The organism is Tenacibaculum jejuense, assembly GCF_900198195.1.
GTDB classification, from domain to species: Bacteria; Bacteroidota; Bacteroidia; order Flavobacteriales; family Flavobacteriaceae; genus Polaribacter; species Polaribacter jejuensis.
The window spans coordinates 719,898-746,075 of sequence record NZ_LT899436.1 but is presented as its reverse complement, the minus strand read 5'-3'; the positions used below and the strand labels follow the sequence as shown (position 1 = coordinate 746,075).

At 28.2% G+C, this 26,178-nt stretch carries 24 protein-coding genes; 14 read left to right on the top strand and 10 right to left on the bottom strand.

Going from position 1 to position 26,178, the window contains the following annotated elements; genetic code table 11:
• Positions 1–83 precede the first annotated feature (83 nt).
• Positions 84–1,049 (top strand): helix-turn-helix transcriptional regulator, encoded by a 966-nt coding sequence (locus AQ1685_RS03490; protein WP_095069493.1) that lies wholly within the window; start codon positions 84–86, stop codon positions 1,047–1,049.
• On the opposite strand, the gene AQ1685_RS03485 is transcribed toward AQ1685_RS03490, so the two are convergent.
• The 9 genes from AQ1685_RS03485 to AQ1685_RS03450 form a co-directional block, all read right to left on the bottom strand.
• Entirely contained in the window at positions 1,050–1,877 is an 828-nt protein-coding gene (locus AQ1685_RS03485) for a crotonase/enoyl-CoA hydratase family protein (RefSeq protein WP_095069491.1), read from the bottom strand.
• 11 nt (positions 1,878–1,888) lie between these two features.
• The gene (locus AQ1685_RS03480) at positions 1,889–2,986 is read right to left on the bottom strand and encodes a heparan-alpha-glucosaminide N-acetyltransferase domain-containing protein (protein ID WP_095069489.1); all 1,098 of its coding nucleotides are present in this window, start codon (positions 2,984–2,986) and stop codon (positions 1,889–1,891) included.
• Positions 2,987–2,990: 4 nt separating this feature from the next.
• The gene (locus AQ1685_RS03475; protein WP_095069488.1) at positions 2,991–3,569 is read right to left on the bottom strand and encodes a nitroreductase family protein; all 579 of its coding nucleotides are present in this window, start codon (positions 3,567–3,569) and stop codon (positions 2,991–2,993) included.
• A gap of 1 nt (position 3,570) precedes the next feature.
• Entirely contained in the window at positions 3,571–5,388 is a 1,818-nt protein-coding gene (locus tag AQ1685_RS03470) for an IucA/IucC family protein (protein ID WP_197697495.1), read from the bottom strand.
• 1 nt (position 5,389) lies between these two features.
• The gene (locus AQ1685_RS20445) at positions 5,390–5,965 is read right to left on the bottom strand and encodes a GNAT family N-acetyltransferase (RefSeq protein ID WP_197697494.1); all 576 of its coding nucleotides are present in this window, start codon (positions 5,963–5,965) and stop codon (positions 5,390–5,392) included.
• A gap of 2 nt (positions 5,966–5,967) precedes the next feature.
• Entirely contained in the window at positions 5,968–8,382 is a 2,415-nt protein-coding gene (locus tag AQ1685_RS03465) for a GNAT family N-acetyltransferase (RefSeq protein ID WP_095069486.1), read from the bottom strand.
• A gap of 3 nt (positions 8,383–8,385) precedes the next feature.
• Positions 8,386–9,561, bottom strand: coding sequence for an MFS transporter (locus AQ1685_RS03460; RefSeq protein WP_231970246.1), 1,176 nt, complete (start codon positions 9,559–9,561; stop codon positions 8,386–8,388).
• A 164-nt stretch (positions 9,562–9,725) separates the two neighbouring features.
• Entirely contained in the window at positions 9,726–11,051 is a 1,326-nt protein-coding gene (locus AQ1685_RS03455; protein ID WP_095069482.1) for a lysine N(6)-hydroxylase/L-ornithine N(5)-oxygenase family protein, read from the bottom strand.
• Positions 11,048–12,565 carry a pyridoxal phosphate-dependent decarboxylase family protein gene (locus AQ1685_RS03450; protein ID WP_095069480.1) on the bottom strand — a complete coding sequence of 506 codons (1,518 nt, stop codon included), beginning with the start codon at positions 12,563–12,565 and terminating at the stop codon, positions 11,048–11,050. Before AQ1685_RS03450 ends, AQ1685_RS03455 begins: the two co-directional genes overlap by 4 nt.
• A 394-nt stretch (positions 12,566–12,959) precedes the next feature.
• Between AQ1685_RS03450 and AQ1685_RS03445 the strand changes: the two genes are divergently transcribed.
• The 9 genes from AQ1685_RS03445 to AQ1685_RS03405 all read left to right on the top strand — a co-directional run bounded on the left by AQ1685_RS03445 (position 12,960) and on the right by AQ1685_RS03405 (position 17,917).
• Positions 12,960–13,253, top strand: coding sequence for a hypothetical protein (locus AQ1685_RS03445; protein WP_157730073.1), 294 nt, complete (start codon positions 12,960–12,962; stop codon positions 13,251–13,253).
• Between the two features lie 11 nt (positions 13,254–13,264).
• Positions 13,265–13,837, top strand: a complete 573-nt coding sequence (locus AQ1685_RS03440) for a hypothetical protein (RefSeq protein ID WP_095069476.1) — start codon at positions 13,265–13,267, stop codon at positions 13,835–13,837.
• 138 nt (positions 13,838–13,975) lie between these two features.
• Complete coding sequence (locus AQ1685_RS03435) at positions 13,976–14,380, top strand: hypothetical protein (protein WP_095069474.1); 405 nt, start codon at positions 13,976–13,978, stop codon at positions 14,378–14,380.
• 114 nt (positions 14,381–14,494) lie between these two features.
• Positions 14,495–14,935 (top strand): hypothetical protein, encoded by a 441-nt coding sequence (locus AQ1685_RS03430; protein ID WP_095069472.1) that lies wholly within the window; start codon positions 14,495–14,497, stop codon positions 14,933–14,935.
• 114 nt (positions 14,936–15,049) lie between these two features.
• A complete protein-coding gene (locus AQ1685_RS03425; protein ID WP_157730072.1) occupies positions 15,050–15,397 on the top strand; it encodes a T9SS type A sorting domain-containing protein in 348 nt (115 codons plus the stop codon).
• Positions 15,398–15,482: 85 nt separating this feature from the next.
• Positions 15,483–16,073 (top strand): hypothetical protein, encoded by a 591-nt coding sequence (locus AQ1685_RS03420; RefSeq protein WP_157730071.1) that lies wholly within the window; start codon positions 15,483–15,485, stop codon positions 16,071–16,073.
• Between the two features lie 52 nt (positions 16,074–16,125).
• Positions 16,126–16,431, top strand: a complete 306-nt coding sequence (locus AQ1685_RS03415; RefSeq protein WP_095069466.1) for a hypothetical protein — start codon at positions 16,126–16,128, stop codon at positions 16,429–16,431.
• A gap of 144 nt (positions 16,432–16,575) precedes the next feature.
• Positions 16,576–17,415, top strand: coding sequence for a helix-turn-helix domain-containing protein (locus AQ1685_RS03410; protein WP_095069464.1), 840 nt, complete (start codon positions 16,576–16,578; stop codon positions 17,413–17,415).
• Positions 17,416–17,518: 103 nt separating this feature from the next.
• Positions 17,519–17,917, top strand: a complete 399-nt coding sequence (locus AQ1685_RS03405; protein ID WP_095069460.1) for a GlcG/HbpS family heme-binding protein — start codon at positions 17,519–17,521, stop codon at positions 17,915–17,917.
• 609 nt (positions 17,918–18,526) lie between these two features.
• Here AQ1685_RS03405 and AQ1685_RS03400 read toward each other — a convergent pair.
• Positions 18,527–21,655 (bottom strand): lantibiotic dehydratase, encoded by a 3,129-nt coding sequence (locus AQ1685_RS03400; protein ID WP_095069458.1) that lies wholly within the window; start codon positions 21,653–21,655, stop codon positions 18,527–18,529.
• A gap of 81 nt (positions 21,656–21,736) precedes the next feature.
• Between AQ1685_RS03400 and AQ1685_RS03395 the strand changes: the two genes are divergently transcribed.
• From AQ1685_RS03395 to AQ1685_RS03380, 4 genes are all read left to right on the top strand, one after another.
• Positions 21,737–21,958, top strand: coding sequence for a hypothetical protein (locus AQ1685_RS03395; protein WP_095069456.1), 222 nt, complete (start codon positions 21,737–21,739; stop codon positions 21,956–21,958).
• A gap of 69 nt (positions 21,959–22,027) precedes the next feature.
• Positions 22,028–23,239 (top strand): lanthionine synthetase C family protein, encoded by a 1,212-nt coding sequence (locus tag AQ1685_RS03390; RefSeq protein ID WP_095069454.1) that lies wholly within the window; start codon positions 22,028–22,030, stop codon positions 23,237–23,239.
• Positions 23,240–23,294: 55 nt separating this feature from the next.
• On the top strand, positions 23,295–24,524 hold the full coding sequence (locus tag AQ1685_RS03385; protein ID WP_157730070.1) for an erythromycin esterase family protein: 1,230 nt from the start codon (positions 23,295–23,297) through the stop codon (positions 24,522–24,524).
• A gap of 63 nt (positions 24,525–24,587) precedes the next feature.
• On the top strand, positions 24,588–25,415 hold the full coding sequence (locus tag AQ1685_RS03380) for a hypothetical protein (RefSeq protein ID WP_095069449.1): 828 nt from the start codon (positions 24,588–24,590) through the stop codon (positions 25,413–25,415).
• The last annotated feature ends 763 nt before the right edge of the window (positions 25,416–26,178 follow it).

Genomic DNA, 26,178 nt, shown 5'->3' with positions numbered 1-26,178 from the left:
TAAATTGATTTATTATTCGGATGTAAAATTATTCAGATTGATGATGATAAAAATGACGTATTTGGGATAAAAAAAGACGAACCATGGAAACCATAAACATAGAAGTTGATAGTAGCAACGAACATGTTTTAGATGAAATCCTACAATTAACTAACAGCAACATTCACTGTGGCTTAACTACAAAGTTTTTTCGGGTTAAGGAAAATTTTGGCTCTGGTGAAGTCATTTGTTGGAGTTTTGATGGTTTGATGGTTAGGAAAAGAGAAATAAAATTTAATCATGAAACTAAAATTACTGGCTTTTATGAAAGAGATTCTCTTTTGCTTTCTTTACTCATAAAAGGAGAAAAGAAAATTTACGTTCCCAAACCTGAAATTGAATTAATTCAAGAAGAGATGGAAAGCTGTATTTCCTTTATCAACAAATCAGATGGTTATATTTCTTACCCTAAAGAAAAAGTGATTAGTGAAATTATTATTAAAATGTCTGATGAGTTTATTAAAAAACATCAATTAGCTGCTTCCTTTCCTATTTACAAAAATTTCTCCATCGAACATATCAAAGAAAATTTTTCAAATCAATTAGACTATAAAACTCAAAATATAATTAGTGAAATTCTTTCGGATGAAAAAACAGGATTATTAAAACGTCTTTTCTTAGAAGCTAAAGTTTTAGAATTAATATTACTTCAGTTTGAAAATAAAAAGAAGGGCATACATACTTCTACTACTCTGAAAAAGATACATCTTGCAAAAGATTTAATTATAAATAATTTAGATACACAATTTTCTGTTCACGAACTCTCTAAAAAGATTTATTTGAATGAATTTTTATTAAAAAAAGAATTCAAGAAAAATTTCGGTGTTACCATATTTGAATTTTCACTTCAACAGCGAATGAATGAAGCTAGAAAATTACTTTCTAACACAACAAAACCCATATACGAAATAGCAGAGTTGGTAGGATATAAAAATCCTACCCATTTCTCTGCAGCATTTAAAAAAATGCTATCGATAACTCCTAAGTCATATCGAAATAAAAAATTTTAATTAAGATACCTTGTGTTTAAGTTTTCTATGCTGCGCTTTTATAATTAATTCCATGCGTCTTAAGCTAGCTTTATCTAAATTTAAACATGCATCTACCCAAGTATTAGTGATATCTAACAATTCTTCTTTTTGTATGGGAAAGACTCTCTTAATACATTTAAAGTGATTGTAAATAAAATTATAGCTGATTGATTTTGTGTATGCGATAAGTCTGGAAGTGCCAATATTTTCATCAAATACTTCGTTCACTAAACCGAACTCATTCATCTCAGAGGCATTATGAGTTTTACCTTCGTATAATACTTTTGATGCTATATTAAAATTTAACTTTCTAAATAAAAAACTATACGCTCCCATTCCTGGAAATAGATTAAATTTCTTTTCTGGTAAACAGAACTTGGCTTTTTTATTTGCAATAATCACATCATGTGCGGCAGCACATTCAAAACCGCCTCCGTAAGCATTTCCTTCTACTAAAGCTACACTTATTGCCGGCAAATTAAAACTGTTATAAATATTATAGATAGCTGTAACACACGAATGCGCGTATTCTGTAAGTACAGCTCTATTTTTTGAAATAATATGCTCAAAGAAAAAAGGTAAATCTCCTCCCATATTATAAACTTCATCATGTAAAGATGCCGAAGCTATATACTTTAAGGGATATGATTTATCTGCAAAAACCATTTGTAAATCATCTGCAAAAGTTTCAAACTCTTTTAATCCTTCTAGAGAAAAATTAGGAATTCCTTTGCTATTAATTTTCCAAATTAACAATTCATGTTCAGGATAATAATCGACTTTAAAATGTTTATAGTTAGCAGTCATTCCTTTAAAATTTAAGATTTAGATACTGCTAAAACATTCTTACTTTTCCTTTTAGCTAAAAGTTTATCAACTATAACTTGAATAAAAAGTGTAAGTACAGTGAATAAAATCATTAAAGGAATTACCGTGCTATTTTTTTGGTTATGATAACCAAAAAATCCCATTCCCCAGCAAATTACAACCCATTGAATTATATATATCGATGTGATTTTTTTACTACAGTAATAAAAGAAGTCTAACACTTTGCTTCCATTAAATTGTTTTACTAAGAAATACGCTAAAGAAAAAGACATTAAGTTAAAACCTATTAAATAGATGTATCCGCCAATTCCTAAATGAAAGTAATCTCTCATATGAAAATCATAATTCAAATAACAAAGTATACCACCTGTAATAACTGCTGGAATTCCTGCAATTAACATTTTTTTGAAAATAAAGGATCTATTTTTATCGGCTTCTTTATACCAATATCCGAAGAACATTCCAACTAGAGTAAATCCAAACCAAGGAAAAACTGGGAAATATACATTCCATTGATCGCCCCAAAGTAAATCGAAAATATAATCTACTCCAGGTATACCTAACCTAAAACCTCTTATAAATTCTAATGAAACTAAAATTAATAATGTTGCGACAATTGTCACCCATTTTGAAAATTTCTCAACAAGTTTATGAATTATTCCCATGAATAATAAACACATACCTGCGAATTGTAAAATATCACCAGTTAATACCATATATACCATGTTATCAAAAGTTGGTGGTGGTGTCCATCCATAAGCTTCGATAAAACTATCTGGAATTAAACCTAAAAATAGCGGAACAATAAATTTTAAGAAATTCATAAAATAACCTGCTCCAAGTAACAATAAACCTCGCTTAATTGAACTTTTAACTGTATTCTTTTTTGATAGTGCATAAGAAAATCCCATGGCTATAATAAAAATCCCTGCCCATTTTCCGAAGAAATGAACTACTAACCCTAACCAATTATTCTCTTGAGTTTCGGTAGTTCCATAAATTAATAATGTATGCGCCATAGGAATAAAAAAAACTCCTATCCCTTTTGTTAAATCTAATTCTAATATTCTTTTAGTAGTTTGTTTCATAATTTTAGTTGTTTAGCCAAGTCAATTTTTTAGACAATGGTTTTCTTCTTCTATTGCTCAATGCAATATTCTCTTTCAATTTCCCCATGAATAAGATTCCTAAAAACTGTTCCCCTTCTTCTAAAGGAATTCTTTTTCCGTATTCCATAGTTGCTGAAGCTGTATCCCAATAACAACCAATATTTGCAGCAGTACAGCTTAACCACATATTTTGAATAGCACAGGAAATTGCAGCAATTTCTTCCCATTCTGGAAGTTGTGCTCTTTTGCTAGGCTGAAAAATTACACCTAATAGTGTGGCATTTTTCGCATATTGCTTTGTGGATTCAAATCGTTCTGTAGAAAATTCTTCTTCAGTATATAATTCTCGGTAATATTTTGCCATAAACTCACCTAATGCTAATTTGTGTTTTCCTTCTAAAACCACAAATCTCCATGGTTGCGTTAGTTTATGAGTTGGTGCCCATAATCCATTTGACACAATATTCTCAATAGTTTCTTTAGATAATTGTTCTTCAGAAAAATCGTATGCATATGTTGATCTTCTATCTTTAATCAACTTAGTAATTGCTTCAAAAGTCATACTATATCGTTTCTAAAGATGGTTTTGATTTCGTTTCTTTTCTGAATTTTGCTAATGGATTTTCAAGAGTTCCTACTAATTTTAAACTTTCGATAGGATCAGCTAAATTCAACATCTGTTTTGTATTTCCTAATTGGAGTCTATTTAAACAACAACGATCGAATTCATCAACAAATAAATCGTAACGGTCATATTTATCCATAAACTCTGGATGTTGTTCTTGATATTCATAAATACAATCTGCTACCAATTGCCAGAAGTTGTACTCAGAAAAGTTCACATGAAGTTCTAACTGTGCTCCTAAGAATCTGAAAAAACAATCGAAAACATCAGTAAAAATTGATAGTACTTTCATTTTATCTGAAGTCTCTGTGTACAATCTATCAACATGCTCTGGTAAATTCATTTCTTTATTGAAAACAATCACCTCTTCTGTGATGTCTTTCATCAAAACATAAACTGGAGTATCTTCTTCTAAAACTAATATTAAGTTTTCTCCATGAGGCATAAAAACAAATTCATATTTATAAAAACAATGTAATAATGGAGCTAAATATGCTTTTAAATAACGCTGAATCCAAGTTGTAGTTACGTACGGAGATTTATCAATTAATCCTGCTAAAAGAGAATTTTCTTGAGTATCTATGTGTAATAGCGCAGCCATTGTTAATACTCTTTGATTGGAACTAATTTTGGTAAACGGACTTTCTCTCCACAATGCAGATAGCATTTTATTATGCGGATTTGTTTTTCCTAAAATTTCGTAATAATGATTCTGATAACCAATAGTAGCTACTTCACCAAGCATTGTAAATCCATTGTCAGTTAAATATTCATCTTCAGCAAGTAAATCAGTTATCCAAGTTGTGATTGGTGGCGTACTTTGCATATAATAAGGCGATAAACCACGCATAAAGCCCATATTTAAAATCGACAAAGCTCCTTTGGTATACAACTTTTCTGGATTAGTTCTATTAAATAATGTTCTGATGGATTGCTGTGCTGAATAAAAATCATCACTTTCACCAACTAAGACAATGTTTTTCTTGGCGATATCTGCGGCAAAAACATGGGTGATTTTATTCGTCCACTGCCAAGGATGAACAGGCATTAAAAGATAGTCTTCAGTATTTACATTTGACTCTTTTAATATTTGGTTGAACTCGTATACTTTTTCCTTTCCAAGTTCATTATTTAATAAACTTTCATATTCAAAACCTTTTACAGCAGCGTAAGTTGCATAGTTTTTATGAACAGCTAACCATAAAATTTTAAATGGTGTATTTGCTTCCGGAGCATACAAATGATAATCGTTAGTATTAAAACCTATCCTTCCGTTATTTGCGACAAAACAAGGATGACCTTCAGTCATTGCATGTTCTATTTCTTGAAAACTCTGAGTTGCAAGTTCTGTAGCTGAATATTTCTCGTTTGATAGTTTGTAGGCTGCACCAAAAAGTGTACTTGTAATTTCTTCTAAATAGGTGGCTAAAAACTTATCTGGAATTCCTAAAGTAGATTTAAATTCTGTGATAAAATGAATTGCATCTAAATCTAAATTATTTCCTTTTACATCATTTTTTATGATACTATTTTTATAAATACTCCAATGATCTAAAAAGTTCTTTTTAGCTTCAAATTGATACTTGAATCTCTCGCAATCAGTTTTAATTTCATAAACTAAATACTCACCTTTTTCTTTTACAAAACTTGGTTTTATAATAAGCTCATGAGCAAATTCACTAATTGCTTTTTTTATTAAGTTACGATTTACAATCTTCCAAATATGAGGCTGTAAATGTGCTATATTTTGTGACATTTTATATCTTATTTATGGCTTCTTGAAATGATTCTCTTGTACAAAAAGCCAATGAAGCTATCTTATCTGATAACTGAATATCTTTATCATAAACAAAGCCCGCTTTTTTATTTAATACATGAATTTTTTCATTGTTTTTATCTGGTTCTACTACTACTCTTTCTACAAAAGACAAACTGAAAAAATATTCCATAACTGTAGAGAATACATACCAAGTAAATTGAGGAATTCTTTTTTCTGCTGGAGCTACCAAAATGTGCATTCCGTAATCACCTAATAAAGCATCGTAATGTGCTGCTATAACATCTTCTGAAGCTTTATAACGTTCGATAAGAAACACAGGAACATCATTTAGTAAACCTATAAAAGCATGATGATTTTCGTTATCTTCTATCTCTAGATACGATTGTTTTACTTGATCTAACGTATACTCTAACATTCCCCAATATTTTGCATATGGCATGGTAAGCCATTCATGAAGAAAGTTTATGTCCTCATCTAAATGAATCGGACGAATACTTATTTTTCCTACGTTAGGAATATCTTTTGAAAAAATTACTGTATTTGTTGAAATCATTTCTATACAGTTTGAGTTTTAAATTGTGCTATTGGGTTTTCTAATTTCCCAGCAAACTGAAGTAACGCTACAGGATCATCTAAATCGATCATTTGTTTATGATTATTTAATTGTAATCTGTTTAAGCATGATAATTTAAAATCATCGGCAAACATATCGTACTTTTTAAACTTCTCTTCTAATTCTGGAAAATGTGCTTGATATTCTGTTACATTTTCTGCAACTAACTCCCAGAAACGTTCTTCTGAATAGTGTGCATGTTCAAATAAAATCGGTGCTAAGAATCTAAAGAACCCGTCAAACATATCTGTGAAGATTGAAAGTAATTTTACATCTTCTGGTACAGGAGCATACATACGTTTTAAGTGCTCTGGTAATTCTACCTCTTCACTTAAAATACAAGCCTCTTCTGTGATGTCTTTTAGTAAAGCATACACTGGAATATTATGCTCTAAAACTAAAATGATATTTTCTCCATGAGGCATAAATACTAAATCATAATAGTAGAAACAATGCAACATTGGACTCAAGTAAGCTTTTAAATATTTTCTAATCCAATCGTCGATTGAAATTCCAGAATCTTTTATAATTTCTGGTAATAAAGCATTCCCATGATGATCAATGTGGAGTAAAGCCGCCATAGTTATTGGCTTTTGATTTTTTGTTACAACTGAGTACGGGCTTTCTCTCCACAATGATGCTAACATTTTGTTATAATCGTTATGTGGTCCAAACTCTTCAAAATAAGGATTTACATAACTTACGGATCCTATCTCACTTAACATTCTGAATCCGTTTTGTTTTATATAAGTATCGTTATATAGTAAATTTTCTAACCAAACTGCCATCTTAGGAGCTGTTCCTAGGTAATATAATGGCAAACCTCTCATAAAGCCCATGTTTAAGATTGACAGGGCAGATTTGGTATAGAATTTTTGGGGATTAGTTGTATTAAATAATGTACGAATTGATTGTTGTGCTAAATATTGATCTGGACCATATCCTAAACAAATTAAATCTCCTTTAGCTACTTCTGGAGCAAAAATATTTGCGAGCTTGTTAAACCATTGCCATGGATGAATCGGAATGAATAGATAATCTTCTGGTCGGTATCCTTTTTCTAAAATTGTATTATTAAATCGAACTATTGTTGATGGATCTAATTCTTGTTGAATTAACTTTTCGTAAGGCAAACTTTCTAACGCAGAATAAACGGCTTTACTTTTATGACCAGCTAACCATAATAATGAAAAAGAGTTTCCTGCTTCTGGCGCGTACGAACGATAATCTGTACTATCGAAACCTATTCTTCCATTGTTAGCAACGAAACCAGGATGACCTTCGGTCATAGACTGCTCTATAGTTTGAAAATCTGCTGTTGCCAATTCTTTAGCAGTAGGATTTCCTTTTGTGATTTTATAAGTACTTCCGTATAAAGTACTAATAATTTCCTCTAGATATACAGGCATTTTTTCATCTGCAATACCTAAAGCTTTTCTGAATTCTTTAATGAAAAATATAGCATCTAAAGCTACTTCTTTATCATTTTCGAACTTTTTAATTGAAAACTCATCAATTAAAAAATGATTCATAGCCATAGGTTTTCCATAGAATTCATATCGAATTTCTTTCTGATCGCTGTAAACTTTATAATGATGAAATCCTTTTTCTAAATTAGAAATGATTTCTGGCTTTATTAGTAACTCGTGTGAAAACTCACATAAGGCTTTTTTTATTAATAATCGATTGGCTTGTTGCCAAACTTTTGGTTGTATATGTTGTGTTGATTGTTGTGGAGAAACCACATTATCTATAGTATTCATACTACTTCTTTTTGAAGGTAAAAGTGTTTTTATTTTTTGCTGATAATTTTGCTTTGTTAAAAATGCTAATTGGGCTGTTTTATATGGTAACTCAATAATATCTCCAAGTTGGAAACCAATACGTTCACAGAGCGCAAACATTTTTTTATTTCGAATATCTGGTTCAACTAGTATTCGATATATAGAGCTATTAGAAAAGATAAAATCCATGATGGCTCTAAACATAAACCAAGTAAAATTTGGAATTTTAGTTTCAGTTGGTGGAGCTACGATAATATGTATTCCACAATCATTATGCTTAGCGTTATAAAACTCTCCCACAATATCTTGTTTAGGATCGTAACGTTCTAGTACAAAAGCAGGTTCGTTATTATATTCTCCAACAAAAACATCATAATGTTCTGGTTTTGTCAATTTTTTATATTCTCTTTTTACATCTTTTAAAGTAGCATCTTGCATTCCCCAAAAAAAAGCATACTCTTTTGTTACCCAAGAATGTAAAAACTCACTGTCATTTTTCACATCAAAAGATCGTATACTAATCTGACCTATTGAATCATACTTCTTTTCAAAAATTATTTTTTGCTTACTCATAACTTAAGTTTTAGCGAGTTCTTTATGAGTTACTCTCACAGATTTAAATACGAAGAAGTATAAAACCAGTGTAATCACAAATCCAACTAAAGCAATGGTGAACGGAATTTGTAAACTAAATTTATCTACAACAACACCTACACTTAGTGAAGCAATTAGTACTCCTAAATTTTGGAAAAAATGAATTTTACTATAATCTAATGCATAAGAATCTGGCGTACTCAATTCGAATAAAAGAATATCAAATTTTACAACGCCTTGGAAAATTGCCCATCCGTAAATTATTCTTCCAACAACTACAAAAGCATCAGAAGGAATTCCCTGAAGAAAAAGTCCGATTAAAGCGATAACTAATGCATTTACAATTCCTTTATAACCATTTTGAGTTTTTCTTTTGTTGTTAATCCAAAGTGTGATTAAAGCAACAAAGCCAGGAATTGCGTATACTGTTCCTGATATAAACTTGGTTTTATATGCTGAAAAACTCTCCCAATACAATGAGAAAAACGGTCTGATTAAGAAATCACTGAAATATAAAATCAGTGTTATTAAACCCAATTTCAAAATGAAACCTTTAGGAATTAATTTCTTTTCCGTCTTTACTTCTTCTGAAACAATTAATCCCGTTGCGTATTTATCACTCTTCAATAAATATCCGCTCATTCCCATTTGAACAAAATCACCAGCTGCCATGATTAAAAAGATATTTCTAGGATCAATTAAATCTACTGTTAACCCTCCAATTACTGCGCCTAAAATTCCACCTAAATGAACAACAACTGATAATAAACCAATGACTTTAGGATGCTCTTCTTTTGTAATTATTTTTAAAATATAAGGATACACTAAAAGGTAACTTCCTTTGAATAAAATCATAATTAATGAGACAATCCAAAATAGAAGATAAGAACTGGTATAAAAGCAATACAAGGCTAAAATACCAGCTACAAACTGAGTGTAAACCAATATATTTAACTCTGAAACTTTCTTAGATATATAAGCCCAAAAAGGAAAAGCAATCATTACCATAAAACAAATCGCAGCAAAGTAATAACCAACCAATTCTGGGTTTTTAACACCAAATCGTAACTCAAAAAATTGTGGATAAAAAGGATGTAATAAATAGTCGCTAACAACAGCAACAAAAGTCATTAAAATCAAAAAGTTTTTTAATTTCATTTGTTTCAAACTTTACTGTCACTTCGAGTGAAATTATTCATAACACAATGGAGAAAATTTTTATCGAGAAGTATTCATTTCACAAATTGTTCTCGATATACTTTTAAATTGATTTCAACTAAATCAATTTAAAAATCACTCGAACTGACATCTATAATTTATAGTTAGTGACTCATTATGCTCTTCATAATTTCTTCTTCTTGACTTACACCAAACTGTTGAAAAGCAATTTTACTTTCTACAGAATAATGTTCTACTCCTGTCATTTCTTTAATGATGTATGAGTTTCTATAAGCTGCCATTCCTAAATCTGGAGTTACAAAACCATGAGTATGCAATTCTGCATTTTGCACAAAAACTTCGTTACCATTTTTATCTACACTATAATTACGTGCTACATCAAAACGCTCTTTTTCATCCCATTGAATTCGATCTGAAATTCCATTTACAAATTCTGGTAATTGGTACGAATATCCTGTTGCTAAAACCAACCCTTCAGTTTCGTGTTGGAAGTATTTATTCTGCTCAACTTGATGTAATTCTAATTGAACTGTATTGTCTTGTAATTTAGTTTCAATAAGTTCAGTGTTTGTCCTTAAAGAAACTTTCAACTTATCTTCTGCAACTACTCGTTTCGTATATAAAGTATCGTGAATTGCAGCGATTAAATCACTGTTTATTCCTTTGTATAAATGTTTCTGATTTTTAATTAAATCGTCTCTTTTTTCACTAGGTAAATCATAAAAATAATCTACATATTCTGGAGATGTCATTTCTAATGTCAACTTAGAATATTCTAAAGGAAAGAATCTTGGAGATCGTGTAATCCAATTTAATTCATAACCAATTGTATCTGCTTCTAATAATAGATCGTAAAAAATTTCAGCAGCACTTTGCCCACTTCCTAAAACAGTAATTTTTTTCTGCTTTTGTAAACTTTCTTTATGATCTAAATATGCTGAAGAATGAACAGCTTTTCCTCTTAGTTTTTTACAACATTCTGGAATGTAAGGTGGAGTTCCTGTTCCTAAAACTAACTTTTTAGCTTTATAAATTTTTATTTCTTTTGTTTTTGTACATCTAGCTGTAGCTATATAAACTTTCTCTTTCTCATCATAATCAATATGAGTTACATCTGTATTAAAATGAATATTATTTAGTTTACTAATAGCCCACTGACAATACTGATTGTATTCATTTCTTAATAATAAAAAGTTTTCTCGAATGTAAAAAGAATACATTCTTCCTTTCTGTTTGATATAATTTAAAAAACTAAATTCATTTGTAGGATCTGCTAACGTTACCAAATCTGCCATAAAAGGAATTTGTAATGTGGTATCTTCTAACAACATTCCTGGATGCCAATCGAACTTTTCTTTTCTATCTAAAAAAACACCATTTAAATTTTCTATTGGCTCAGTTAAACAAGCCAAACCTAAATTAAAAGGTCCTACTCCAACGGCTATAAAATCTGCTACATGCTTACTCATAATAATTCGGTTTTGGGTTGATATTGTTTTCCTGCTTCTTCAATCATTTTCACAATATTTAGTAGATTTTCTATTGTGTTTTTAGGATTCAGAAGTGTAAATTTCAAATAGATATTTCCGTTTAACTTTGTACTTGCTACAGAAGCTTTTCCTGATGTATATAATTTGTTTTTAATGTATAAATTCACATCATCGTGAGTAGGTTCGTGTGCTGCTTCAGAGTTTTTATAACGGAAAACAACAGTACTTAATTCTGGAACATGGGCTAATTCAAAATTCGAATTCTCTTTTAAATTCGTGTACACTTGTTTTGCTAAATGGTGTACTTCCTCTAAGTATGAAGCAATAGTTTTTGTTCCTAAAGTTTTTAAGGTTAACCATACTTTTAAAGCATCGAATCTTCTAGTTGTTTGAATTGATTTTTCAATTAAATTCGGACGCTCTTTGTCTTTATTTTCTAGCGGATTTAAATAATCTGCGTAATATGACACATATTGAAAATGCTGCTTATTCTTTACTAAAAAAGCACTACAACTTACAGGTTGGAATAACGTTTTGTGAAAATCTACAGTTACAGAATCTACCATTTCCATTCCTTTAAAATGGTGTTCATGTGTTTCAGTTAAAATGTAACATCCACCATAAGCGCCGTCTACATGTAACCACATGTTTTGCTCTTTCGCAATTTTCCCTATAGTTTGTAATGGATCAAAACTTCCGTAATCTGTAGTTCCTAATGTAGCAACAACTGCAATAGGAATATTTCCTTCTTGCTTGGTTTTCTCAATAGCTACATATAAAGCTTCAGTATCCATTCGCATTTTTTCATCTACTTTAACAGGAATTACAGCATCGTAACCTAAACCTAATAAAGCTGCATTTTTTTGAATACTGAAATGTGATTTCTCTGAACAGAAAATCTTGAATTTATTTACTTCTTCAGACCATCCGTTTTGCTTAATATTGATTCCATAATTCTCGAAAGCGTAATGATCTCTTGCCATTAACAGCGCCATAAAATTCGATTGTGTTCCTCCACTTGTAAATACTCCGTCTGAGTTTGTATCGAAACGGAACTCATTACAAATCCAACGAATTACTTCTTGCTCTATAAACGTTGCCGAAGTACTTTGATCCCAAGTTTCTACCGCTGTATTTACTGTTGTTGCTATAAGCTCTGCAATTATTGACGGTAATGTTATTGGACAATTTAAATGCGCTACATAATTTGGATTATGAAAACGTATTGCATGATTTATATATAAATCATTAAGTTCCTGTAAAGCTTTATCAATTGATTTTGAGCTATGAACATCAACTAATCGAGCTTTTAATTTATTCTCATGAATTTCTTCGAGGTTGTCTCCTTTGTAGAATTTTCTCGTTCCTAAAAACTTCTGAATATATCCTAAAGTCTTTGAAACATAATCTTCATATAACTGTAAAGATTCATCATTAAATAGATAATTATTTAACGATAATTCTTTAAAAGGAGGAGCTTCATTTACAAACATTATTTTTATTTAGTCTTAATAATGAAGCAAAATTATTTATAGATGGAAGAAGTTTTATGACGAATTAAGGATAAAAAAAGACGTGATTCTTTATTACAGATTTGACATAATTTTAAGTCTATTCAAAAAAATAATTAACATCAGTTAAATACTTATCTGATATAGAAAACTCAAAATTAGAACCAATAACTACTCAAACAGTAAACTTTAGCCCATTATAATTATATTTGAAATTTATGGTTATTTCCATCACGCTATATCAAAAAATTCTATGCATGTTATCAAAAAATAAAACACTATGAAATCAAAAATTATTTTATTCGGACTCATTTCATTGCTTATAACTAGTTGTCAACATAAATTTAATAAAACACCTATTGTAAAAATAGAAGCTATGTATATGAGATATGCTTGTGGAGAATGGAATGACGACATGAAAGTTCTTGCTGTTAGTGATACAACTTTTAACCACTTACTCAATACAGAAGTTGATCCTCTTTTTATTACAGGAAAAGAGGAATTAAGTGATTTATTTTACTTGAACATAAGCGAAGAATTTGGTTTTAAATATAGATTGATTGGATATCTTGACGCTAATAAATCAAGTGGCTGTGAAGATAGAATTCCAAAATTCTGGATTGAAAAGATTGAGATGTTAAATGGAAACAAATTTAAAATGGCTGAATAAATAAAACGTTTATGAATAAAGCAATTGCATTCATTTTAATTCTTATCATTGCTCCTTTTCTAGGAAGTATATATGGTATTGTACATGATCAGATTACCTTCTCTATAGCTGAAGAATATTATACCAAGTTCAAATTCTTTCAATTCGGACTTTATAATTGGGGAATGGGACAAAATATGGGAACTTCTGAAACACCTGAAGTTATATTAAATAGTCCAAGATTTGGTGCTGGAATTATTGGAGTATTATCTACTTGGTGGGTTGGTTTAATTTCTGGTATTATACTTGGTTTTACAGGGCTTATTCATAAAGACGGTAATACTATGTTTAGAATAACATTAAAGGCCATTATCTACACAATTATTATTGCTTTTCTAACAGGTTTAATAGGATTTATATACAGCAAAATTAATGTAATTGAAAATATACCAAATTGGTATTTACCTAAAAATGTAATTCACAAAAAGGATTTTATTACCGTGGGTACAATACATAATTTTAGTTATTTGGGAGGTTTAATCGGACTAATTATAGGAGTAATTTATAGTATAGCTACAAATATAGCTTATAAGAAAAGAGATTAATAATGTAAGATAAAATCGTAAATTTTATCGAAATCTTACTGTTCTATTTTTCATTATCTACTCTTCTACTCAAAGGTATTTTAGTATTTTCTACGTATTATTGAAAATCACAAGTAAAAAAATATGCTAATACACTAAATGGATTGGATAAAAATTAATGTAAATATTTTAGAATTCATAAAAACTGGAAAATTTGGATTCCTAAAACTTGGTGAAGAGAAAGACGAAATTATAAATCAAAAATTCCCGCCTGAAGATTGGCTAAATAATGAAACGATAGAATCTTCAAAAATTTGGAGATACGGTAATATCGAACTTCACTTTAATGATGGTAATAAATTAAGTGGCATTTTTTCAGATTATGTTTCTCATATTAACTGTGGCGAACGTATTACTATCTCTAACTGGTGGATTATTCCAAATGATAAAAAGCCGCCTAATTTAATTGACACCATAATAGAGTTGAATATATTAAGAATAGATTTCACTAAAAAATATATAACTCCAGGTTACATTGAATTAAAATTATCAAACGGGGTTTAGTTTGGATTCGATAAACCTGAACATGGCAATAACAAAGGACATAATGAATGGACGATGCATGTTATTGGTAAAAGATAGATTTAGTTTAACTTGACAAATAAAATTCATGTTCGTATGAAAAAGGGAGAATCTGTTTATTGCATAAACGAAGCATTATATGCTGATCACATTACAAAAAGAAAACGTTACTTTATAAAAGATGTTAAAACAGATCAATTCAGAATACTTAATAACAATAATAAACTGGTTTGGATTCCTTCTTACTGTTTCACCAACTACAAAGCACCTGAGATAATCTCCATTAATATTGATGATGAAATCAATGATAAATATAATTCATGTATAGAAGTTACTATAAAATTTGATGACGGATCAAAAAGATGGGCTATTTTCATGACAATAAACCATTTAAATAATCTCTTTAATGAATATAGAGACTATGTCACAGGAAATCGTTTGATTCTTACTAAAGAAATAAATGAAAATATGATTAAAAAAGCTATACACGAATTAGATAAACAAAACGAATTATATGAAAACACAAATAAGTATTAATATTAAATTATACTACTTGTTTACAATGGTGTAAGTTAACTTAGAAAATTAGTAATTCAAACTTTTTAATTAAATTTACTACCAAGAATCATATATGATATGAAATTGCTAAAAATGAAAAAAAGTGTTGTTCTTTTATGTATTCTCTTTTTATGTAATCATTCTCATTATTCACAATCTGTAAAATCTGATAAATTTGAATCAGAAATTTCTGATTGTATTTATAAAAATTACAATGCTTTAGGTTTAGATTTAAAATCAGAATTACTGCTGTTTGAACAGTATTTAATTGATACAGAGCAATTAAATGACAGTCATTTTCAAGTTTACAATGTAACTGGACAAATTGTTTTAGAAAATAAGATTGAAAATAATAACACTCTTTTAGACATCAAAGATTTGTCATCAGGATTATATCTTTTAAAAATAGACAGTAACATAATAAAATTTGTAAAGGAATAATATTATTTATTTAGTCAAATTATATAAGATTAGTGTCTTTTTATCTATTACAACTTAAAAGAAAAGTCTTAAACTATAATAACAAATGACCTTTTTAAGAAAAATATTGTTTACAACTATTTTATTTACACTTATGTCTTGTGATAAATCGGATAATAAAACAGTCAATTATGGAGTATTTGAAATAACTGTACCTAAAAAATGGTCCAAATATAAGATCAAAGGAATTGATAGTTATGTTGGTGGTTTAATAACAAATAAAAACGACACCTTAATTTTTGATTTAGGGTGGTATTCACCTGATTTAACAAAAAATAATGAAGTTTTAGTCTTTGATAAATCTGAATATTCTGAATTCACAGACAAACAAAAGAAGCAATTAGAAAAAGTTAAACACTTAATTGTAGATGACTTTTTGAACTCAAAGTATAAACCTCAAGATTACCTGAAATATGAATACCATTTAGACAGTATAGCTTGTTTTCAAGCTAAATTTATTAAACCTAAAAATAAAGGATTTGGAGCTAGTGGTATTTATATAGATAGTCTAAAAGGGGGTGGACCAAACTCAAATAAAACACGATTAAGCTTTTACGGAAATAATTTGTCAGATTCAATTCAAAATGAATTCTTTAAAGCTCTTAAAAGCCTAAAATTCAAAAAGTATTGTAAATAAAAACATTGATAATATTAGTTGAAATTACACTTAAAACATAAACAAAATAGTAGTGGCTATATCAAAAAAAGGTTTCAGAAAAATAATTGTTGAGAATAGGTTATATTATTGGAAATTTTGCGGATATATTTTGGTTGCACCAGACAAAGCAAAAAGTGAAAATATATTAAAAATTGATTTCGGTTTTTATGATCCTTGGAATTACATCAATACTAATGAAAATATCCCCCCAGATTTCAACCCTAAAATAGTAACTCCTAAATTTGTAAGTGAATCTATAAAATTTGCTTTAGACAAGGGTTGGACTGAAGGTAAGTTCAATTTAAAATATTCAAATAATAAATACTTTATTGAGTAAAATACTATACGTAATAAAGCTATAAGTAATGATATATAATTGAAATTCATTTTCATTAACTAATTTAGCTGCGGTGGTAAAGACCAAAGGTTCAGTCAAAATTAATATGCTAAAACCAACATTTTACAAACTAAAAATTTTCAAATGCCAATAGAAAACATCCCTGAAATTTATTTTAACGAAAATCAAGAAGTTCCAGATTTGTTTGTTTATAATTTAAAAATGACTAATGATGTTGTTAAAAGCAAAGTCAATTTAAGCATGCATATGTTTAGCTTTCTACAAGTTGGGAAAAAACAAGTTCACTTTTCAGGAACATCTGTCGCTGTGAATAAAGATCAATCTCTATTGCTTAAAAAAGGAAATTGTTTATGGACAGAACTATTAGATACAGAAGCGATCTATTTCTGTACATGTTTCTTCTTTTCTGAAAAAAAATTAAAAGAATTTCTAAAAAAATATACCAAAAATGATAAAGCAAATACGGTAGAAATTCCTTACTTAATCATTAGAAATGACGCCTACATTTCTTCGTATCTTAATTCATTAAGTACAATGGGAAGAGAATCAAAGATTTTTGTTGAAAATTTACTATCTGTAAAATTCGAAGAATTAATGCTTTATCTCTTACAAAAATATGGAGAGCAATTCGAATCTTATTTGTACTCTTTGATTAATGAAGAACCGTCTTCGCTCAGAAAAATTGTAGAAAGTAATATCTCTTCAAACTTAAAACTAGAAGAAATCGCTTTTTTGTGTAACATGAGTTTATCAACGTTCAAGCGTCATTTTATAAAAGAGTACGATATGTCTCCAGGAAAGTGGCTTCAAGACAAAAGACTTCAAAATGCAAAAAAAATACTAGAACAAGGTAAATTAAAGCCATCGGAAATTTTTCTAGATTTTGGTTATAACAATCTTTCTAATTTTAGTATTGCTTTTAAAAATAAATTTGGTTTTAGTCCAAATCAAGCTTTTAAATAACACTTCACAAAGTTGACCTTTTTTCATAAGCTAATAAACTATTTTAGTAACTCTAAAAAAGTACATCAACTCTAAATTTGCTCAAAATTTTATAACAGAAAATATGAGTATTACATTAGAACAGGCAGAAAAAATAATCTCAATAGCAAAAAATAAATCTATTGAATTGAATACAAAAATGAACATTGCTATTGTTGATGCAGGAGCCAACTTAGTTGCATTTGCAAGAATGGATGGAGCTTGGTTAGGTTCTTTAGATATTTCTATTAAAAAAGCAAAAACAGCTCGTTTTTTTGATATGAACACAGGAGTAATTGGTGAATTATCTCAGCCTGGTGGTTCATTATACAATATTGAACATTCCAATGGTGGATTAATCACTTTCCCTGGAGGCGTTCCTGTAAAAGATGCTAATGGAAACATCATTGGTGCTATTGGAGTAAGTGGAAGCACAGTAGAAAATGATCACGCAGTTGCAGAAGCAGGAGCTTTAGCGAGCTAATTTACTTCTTTAAAGTATTTCAGATCCTGTTTTGGGCGCAACATCAAACAGAATAGTAATTGCATCTGTATTGTCTTGAAGCTCGAAACAGGAAAAAAACCAATGTTATATGAAGATATAACAATGCTTTTTACACGTACTTTTATTTTTCGTTGTATAAAGGATTTTCATATAGTTCTGAGATATGAACACTGAAAAATCTGCTTTTTAAAGCTCCCGTCTTCTATTTTGAAGTAAGGGATGACGACGTAATAGACAATAAAAACACCGCTATTCCTAAAATAACTTTTTTCATGTAAAAAAATATTTTTCATAAAAAACCGAGGAACAGTAGCCTACTGTTATTGAGGTATCGCCAAACACCTTTCCCACGAATAGATCATGCCTACGCAGAGAGTGAGCGTTGCTAATCTATTCTTGTGGGAATTCAAAATTTGGCGATTTTCAATAACAAGAATAAAAGCTAACGCTTTATCAAAATTTTAATACAGTGTATACTGCTTATACACAAAAATAATTATTATTAAATAGTTTTACTAAATAAATTAAAAAACTTTTAAATAGTTTTACTTTTTTAACTACTAATAGGTTTCTATTTAACCTAGAGCATCAAACAAAATCTTTATTGATATAACTTAAAGTTTTTAAAGATTTGGAATAAATAGAATAAATCATGAACTCGTAAAGTCGATTTTTATGGGCACCTAGTAATCTAATTATGTGCATATGAATTAGACTCATAAGAAACTGCCTTTCCTGAGTTTTATTCTTAATAGAAATTTTATTAATCTCTTCCTTTATATTTTTTTTAAATTCATCTAAACCAATATCTAAATCGAAGGTGTTATAATTTTGAAGTAAGAAAAGTGAATCTTTTTTAAAATTATTATATTGTCTACTAATGTATACTTGAGTATTTTTATTATAATTGAATTCATCTGAAAAATAATTTTCTACATATTTAGCAAATGCAATTTTCTCATCTAAAGAGAATTTAAATAAATTACAATAAACATCTATAATTATTAAACTATAAAACCATTTTTCCTTAAGAACATTTTTATAGTTTTTTAAGATGTTAATTACAAGCTTACTGTCTTCAAAAAATATATTCTCGAAATAAACAATATCACTTCCTCCATATCTCTCTAACTCTCTCTTATACGTATCTAGTTTTATATCACTAATATAATTAGTAAAATATTTTTTTAATACTTTACTTATTTGCGAAATAATTGGATTAAAATCATATTCATCGTTTATTAGTATTCTTAATCTTATATGATAATTGGGGTCTGTAAACTTGATAAAAAAGAAAGATTTAATTTTTTTCTTTTTCAAGAGGTCTAATAACTTTCTTTCTAGCTTAATCAATAAAGCATCTGTTACTTTAGAATCTATGTATATTTTAAAATAAATCCATTCACTACCTAAAGAGAATGATCTTTTAATAGTTTTTTTATTTGATTTATTTAATGAAATTCTATTAAGTTTAGCAGTTTTATTTTTAATAAAATAGAAGAATTCATTGTTAAACTGTTTTTCATCATCTCCTTCTTGAAAAATAGATTTGTAATGCTCTAGAAGAAATTCTTGTACTTGTAATTGTTTCTTTTTTTGGAGTTCTTTCAGAAATAATTTTGATAAAGAGGAATTATGAGTATCAATTAAGAACTCTCTATCTTCTTCTAAAATAACAAAGTAACGAGGTAACTTTAATTTTTGGCAATTATAATTAAAGTTTTGTATTGCAATATCTAAAGAATTGTTTTCTTTCTCAAAGAAATTAGAAGAAATAATATACCAACTTTCCTTAGATATTATAATATTTTTAAAAGTTATTCTAGGTATATGTAAAAAAAGATTATGGATTTTTTTTATATCTATCGACCATTTTTTTTTGCTTTCATATTGAGCACGTAAGTCTAACAAAAACTTAAAAATAGGAATATTATTAATAGACATTTCATCGTAAGAACTGGAGAAATAAGGTATAACTCTCTTGTTTAACTTTTTAGAAAATAAAATAAGTTCATCTCCTTGAAGTGATAATAATAAATCTGAAACGTCAATGTTTTTTTCATTGTAATTACTTCCACCTATATAGTTTATTTTAAAATCTCTAATTTTAGACCTCATTATCAAATTTCCTGATACTGTATCTGGTAAATGATCAATCTCAGCTACAATAGTATCTTCTCCAAAACTTTGGTTTTCAAAAAGTGCAATTTCTTCACATAGTTTTTTGACTCCTTTATTAGATAGAGAGAATCGTCCTAAAATCTTATTGGGAGATGTCTCAGCAATTGATTTTATATGAATAAAGTCATTATTGTCTTCACTTTTAAATAAACTAAATCTAACTGTTGAAGTAGGATTTGTTTTATTATATGATTTGTTTAGATTTTTTAGAAATAATAATTCTTTTTCTGTAATAACTATTGCATCGGAATTACGATTTTTTTCAATTTTCCTAATTAAAAAAGAATCTACAGAACTCAAAGTAAGTGTTTTCTTTAGAAATGTGTTATTTGAATTATAAGGAAACCCTTCTATCAACTTATTATTCTCTTTTCCTGATGAATTTAAAGTGTTTCCATAACCTATTCCTATTCCTAAATCTAAAGCTAAAGGCAGAGGTACTGTTTTAGTCTCATATTTTTTGTAAAAAGCATCTTTAAAATTATTTAAGTCAGTTAAATGATCTTCATTTTCTAATAAAAGAGTATTTAAAACATCTATGGCTTCTTGTATCAAATTGTATTGACTATCACTAAAACTGCCTTGAATATTGAAATATAAATCTTTGTGTAAATAATTATTGTTTTGATTTTCGCTATCATTTTTTAAAACTTCAATGATACTTGCAGTATCTTTAATAGATTCCTGTATTTCCTTAGAATCTATTTTTTCTAAAGTTGTTATTTTATCTTGTAAATAATTAGAAATATTCTTTATCTCATTATCAGATGTTTCATTTATTACTTTTTTAAATGTTGTATTTAATTGTTTCTCTATAGTAGAATCTACAGTTGAGATTTCTAGCTCAGAAACTATCACTTTATTTACAATCAAACTGTTTATATAATTCTCAGAATCTTCTTTAGAGAACCCTTTGCTTATTAAAAAATCAACTATTTTTACATATTTATTTCCTTCTTTAACTAATTTTAATATTTCCTTTAAATACTTATTTTTAGTTATTTCACTAAATTCAAATTTTAAAAATGAATTTTCAGTTAAAGTGTGCTCAATATATCTGTATTTATTTCCTACTTTATATAGGGTGGAATTAGGGAAATAGAGTAAATGTTTACTTATAAATTCGTTATTGATATAACTATTGAATATCTTGTAAGATAGTTGAGAGTCAAGTCTTGTCCTTTGGTAAGAATTAATAATTTTAAGACCATTTTCTTCTTCTGAAGAAATATTTTCTACTATCCCTAAACCTGAAAATAACCCAAAAGGAATACATCTTGTTGTCGACCGTATAAAATATTTTAGTAATGCAATCTTTATTTTTTCCTTCTTTTTAGAATCCGTAATTGTATTGACTTTTTTTAGTTCATAATAAAAATCAGGTGATGAAACTAATATCCCATGCATAAAATCATTATTACTAACTATTGTTTCAAAGAAAAGATTCTCATTTTCAATACTTAGAATCTTTTTTAAATCTGAAAAAGGAAATTTAGGGATTCGAATGATACTTTTTGAAAAGCTATTTTTTATCACTTTTATATTTTTTTTAGAATTTTTGATTTGCTAAACTAAGAATAATTTATACATTAGCTACTCATCAAAAATTTTATAATCATGAAAAACAAGAAAACTTTAAAAAAGTTGTCATTAGAGAAAGAAAATTTCTATGTATTAGGAGCTGAAGAGTCTCAAAAAATCCAAGGAGGACTGTTTAAGTCTCGTTTTATTTGTACTCAAACAAAATCTGATAGAGGATGTACTTCACATACTAGATGTACAAGAAAAGATAAAGATGGTAAAAACAAACAAGGTTTTACTATTCTTTGCATAGATTAATTTTACACTAATGAAATTGTGAGAAGGTATAAACCAAAACTGTTTATACCTTTTTTTTTTATATGAATTATGAATAAGAAAGAAATAGAACAAACTTTATCATTGTTATATAGTAATATAAAAGAATCATTATTTAGTGATAAGATTGACTACTTTTTAAGTGGCGGTTTTTTAGGGAAAAGTATTTTTTTATATGAGTATGGACGTTACTTAGATGACGACGATATTATAGAGTTAGCTGATGATTCTTTTGAAAAAGCCTATTTAATTTTAGAAGATAAAAAATATGAAGCTGGAATGGAGTTTATATCAGGGTATGCTGGTATAGCATGGTGCTTTCAATATTTAGTTAATCGTGATTTTTTAGAATATGATGATGATTTTTTCAATTTATTTGACCAAATTTTAATAGAACAATCTAGGAAGGCAAAAGAAGAGAAAAATCATGATCTATTTTACGGATTATTAGGTTATGGAAACTATTTTATCCAACGAGCTCATTTTAATAAGGATTATGTAAATGAACAATTAAATGAAGTTGTTGATATTATCTTACAAATGTCAGTGGAAGAAGCAGGAGGTTTAAAATGGCTAGATCATACTTCTTCATCTACAGAAAATGAAGTGGTCAATTTAGGAATGGCACATGGGGTTGCATCTATAATTAGTTTTTTATCTAAAGTTTATGATATTAACGGAAGCTTAATAGCTAAAGATGCAGCCGAAAAAGCAACTAAATGGTTACTATTACAAAAATCATCAGAAAAATCAAGTCAAAGTTATTTTCCGAATAAAATAGACAGTGAAATAAATGAATGTAATTCACGTATAGCTTGGTGTAATGGCGATTTAGGAATTGGATATTCTATTTATTATTGTGGAAATAAGATTAATAATGAAGTCCTAATGGATGAGGGGTTACAAATCTTAAAAAAAACTTCGGATAGAAAAAATAGAGAAAATACAGGAGTAGTGGATAGAGGATTATGCCACGGTACATCAGGAGCTTTTCACATGTATAACAAACTTGTTGAAGAATTTAATTTCATAGAGTTTACAGATATTCGAAATTATTGGTTAAACCGAACAACTGAAAAATCTAAAAATCAAATAGATATATCAGATTTTGGCTGTTGGTATGGTATTATAGATGGTAAAGATCAGTTCATATCGGACAGTGGTTTCCTTAATGGTTATTCTGGAATAGGACTTGCATTGTTGAATTATATTAATGGAGACAAAAAAATTAAACAAAATTGGGATGAAATACTTTTATTGTAAAATAAAAAAGAAAGAAATTAGACAAAAGTTAGTATTGATAATATGTTTGATTTTAATGATTAAACTTAATTCTCAAACATTTACTAAAATATCTAATAAAGAATTTGAAAATTCAAATTTTAAAGAACTTTCTTTCTTGCAAGAGGAATTAAAAAATGTTCAAATTATTGGTTTAGGAGAAGCTTTACATAATATGGGGGGAACCTATACAGCTAAAGTAAAAATGGTCAAATATCTTCACAAAAAATGTGGATTTGATGTTATAGCTTTTGAATCTCCTTTTTATAATTCATCTAAAGTAAATGAATTAATAAAAAAAGGCCAAGCAAATAAAGATTCAATTAATTATAATATTTCTGGTGTGTGGAGTACATCTGAAACTAAAGAATTATTTGAATACATAATCGAAACACAAAAAACAGATAGACCTCTAGAATTTATAGGTTTTGATGAATCTTTTTTTGCATCTACTGATACTCAAGATTTAACTAAAGATTATGCTAACTTTATTAATAACTTAGAAGAAGAGAATAAAATAAGTTTTAAATTAGATTCTACTTTTTACAATGCAATAAATACCGTTGCAGATAGAAGTTATTCTTTTTCTAAAAGAGCCCCTCAGGACACATTACTTCTGTATAATAAATTTCGAGAAATAAGAAAAGAGTTAAGTAAAATAGAAAAGAAAGATAATCTTTTTAATGACTTTTGGTCAGAAGTAACTAATAATTTACAGTCCGTATATCGGAAAAATTATAAAAGAAGTAATAGGGATAAAAGAATGGCTTCAAACGTAAAATTTCTAGCTAATAAAAAATACCCAAACAAGAAAATAATGCTCTGGGCTGCTACATCTCATCTATTATCTAATCCAAATTCTATTAAAAATTATAGAGTTTCTAAAAAATATAATAAGAAAAAGATGGGGGTCTATTTGAAAAAAGAATATGGAGAAAGATATTATGTTATGGCTTTTACTCCTTTTAAAGGAAAGTTTGGTTTTAAAGGAATGTTAGGTTTGGGAAAAACAAAAGTTAGGAGTAAAAAAGGTGGACTAGAATACTATATTAACAATAAATATGATTCTGATTTTGTTTATCTTTCGTTGAAAAATAAAGATAATATTAACGAAATAAAAAAGAATAAGATAGGCAGATCTAATATTGTATGGCTAGAAGGAATGAGATATAAAGGCGAGATTATGGATATTCCTAATGCAGTTGACGGTATTTTCTATCTAAAGGACGAGCGTTTAGTGAATTCAAAAAAGATTAGTAGTAATTAAGTGTACAAATTTTAGCTTATACTCATTAGGAAGAAGATTACTTTACATATTTTAGAGAGACAAATGAAAATATTTTTGTTTTCCATATTTTTATTAATAGCACAGTTTTCCTTTTCTCAAGAAAAGAATATAAGAGGTGTTATTCTGAATTCTTCGTATCAAGGAATTCAAAATTCACACATTCTAAACTTAAAAACTCAAAAAGGTAGTGTATCTAATTCAAGAGGAGAGTTTACAATTCTTGCTAAAATTGGAGATTCAATAAAAATTAGTAACATTCAGTTTAAGACAAAACTAATATTTGTAGATAAAGAAATTTACGATAACACTTTATTTAAAGTTTTTTTAGATTCGGAATTCATTGAATTGGACGAAGTGAAAATTCAAAAAAAAATGTCAGGTTTTTTAGAGTTAGATGTACGCAAAACACCTGAAGATTCAATTGGAAAAATTGTCAAAAATCTTGTAGATGATATAAGAAATATTCCGGCCTATGAAATAATGTCAATGAAATTGGGAAAAGATGAAATTCATTTAAGAAAACCAATAATAACATCTTCTCCTTTGAATTCTTTTGGTGTTGGCGCAAGTGTAGCGCTACCAAATTTGGCTTGGAAAAAAGAAAAGGAACTAATGAAGAAACTAAACTTTAAAGAAAATTTCCCTAGAAAATTAAAAGATGAGTTTGGTGAAGTTTTTTTTTATAAAACATTAAAAATTCCTAAAACAAGATTTTATCATTTTATAGACTACTGTAGTAATTTTGGGATAGAAGATTTATACAAGAAAGATAAAAAGCTTGAAATTATTAAAATATTACTTTCAGAAAGTAAACATTACTTAAATTTAATTAATACAAATACAGATTTCCAAAAGAAAGAAAAAATGTAAATATCGATTATAAAAGCATGATTCAATCTAGCTTAATTTTTTAAACTTACAAAGAGCTAATTTTAATCTAAAAAAGATTCTCACTGATAAATTTATTTTTTCAAATTCATTTGCCCACTTTTTCATCTTCAAAAGAAAAATAACAAAACATACACTTCTGAATTTTTGATAATGAAGATATATTAAAACAATTATTAGCTAGGAGTCGTTATTTATTATACAAACCAAAAACGGATTGAACTGAAAAACAACTACAAAGAGGTCAAATTTTATTTAAACTCTACCCTGATATTAAAAAAAGCATATGTAATTTGTAAAAAACTTAGAAATATGTTTAATAACAAAGATACAACCAAGGAAGTAGCTTACACTATACTTGTACATTGATTTAAAGAAGTGGAGGGTTCTGGATTTAAAGCTTTTAATATTGTTACCAACTCTATAAGACACAACATTTAGTAATGATCCTTAATCAGCTCTAAATGTTTTAGGAAAATAATTAAAAAAGGCTTTCAATTTCTCGAAAGCCATGTCAAATCTAGTAGCGGGAACAGGACTCGAACCTGTGACCTTCGGGTTATGAGCCCGACGAGCTATCCTAAGCCCCACTTCAAAAAACATAAACACTTGTAAATAAGCAAGTTTGTTTTTATTAAATTTACCAAAACTATTAATGCCGTATGCGCTTTGGTATACGCTAATATACTAACTTTTTTCTATACAAAAAGTACGAACGTCATTTTATTTATACATTTTAAAAGTT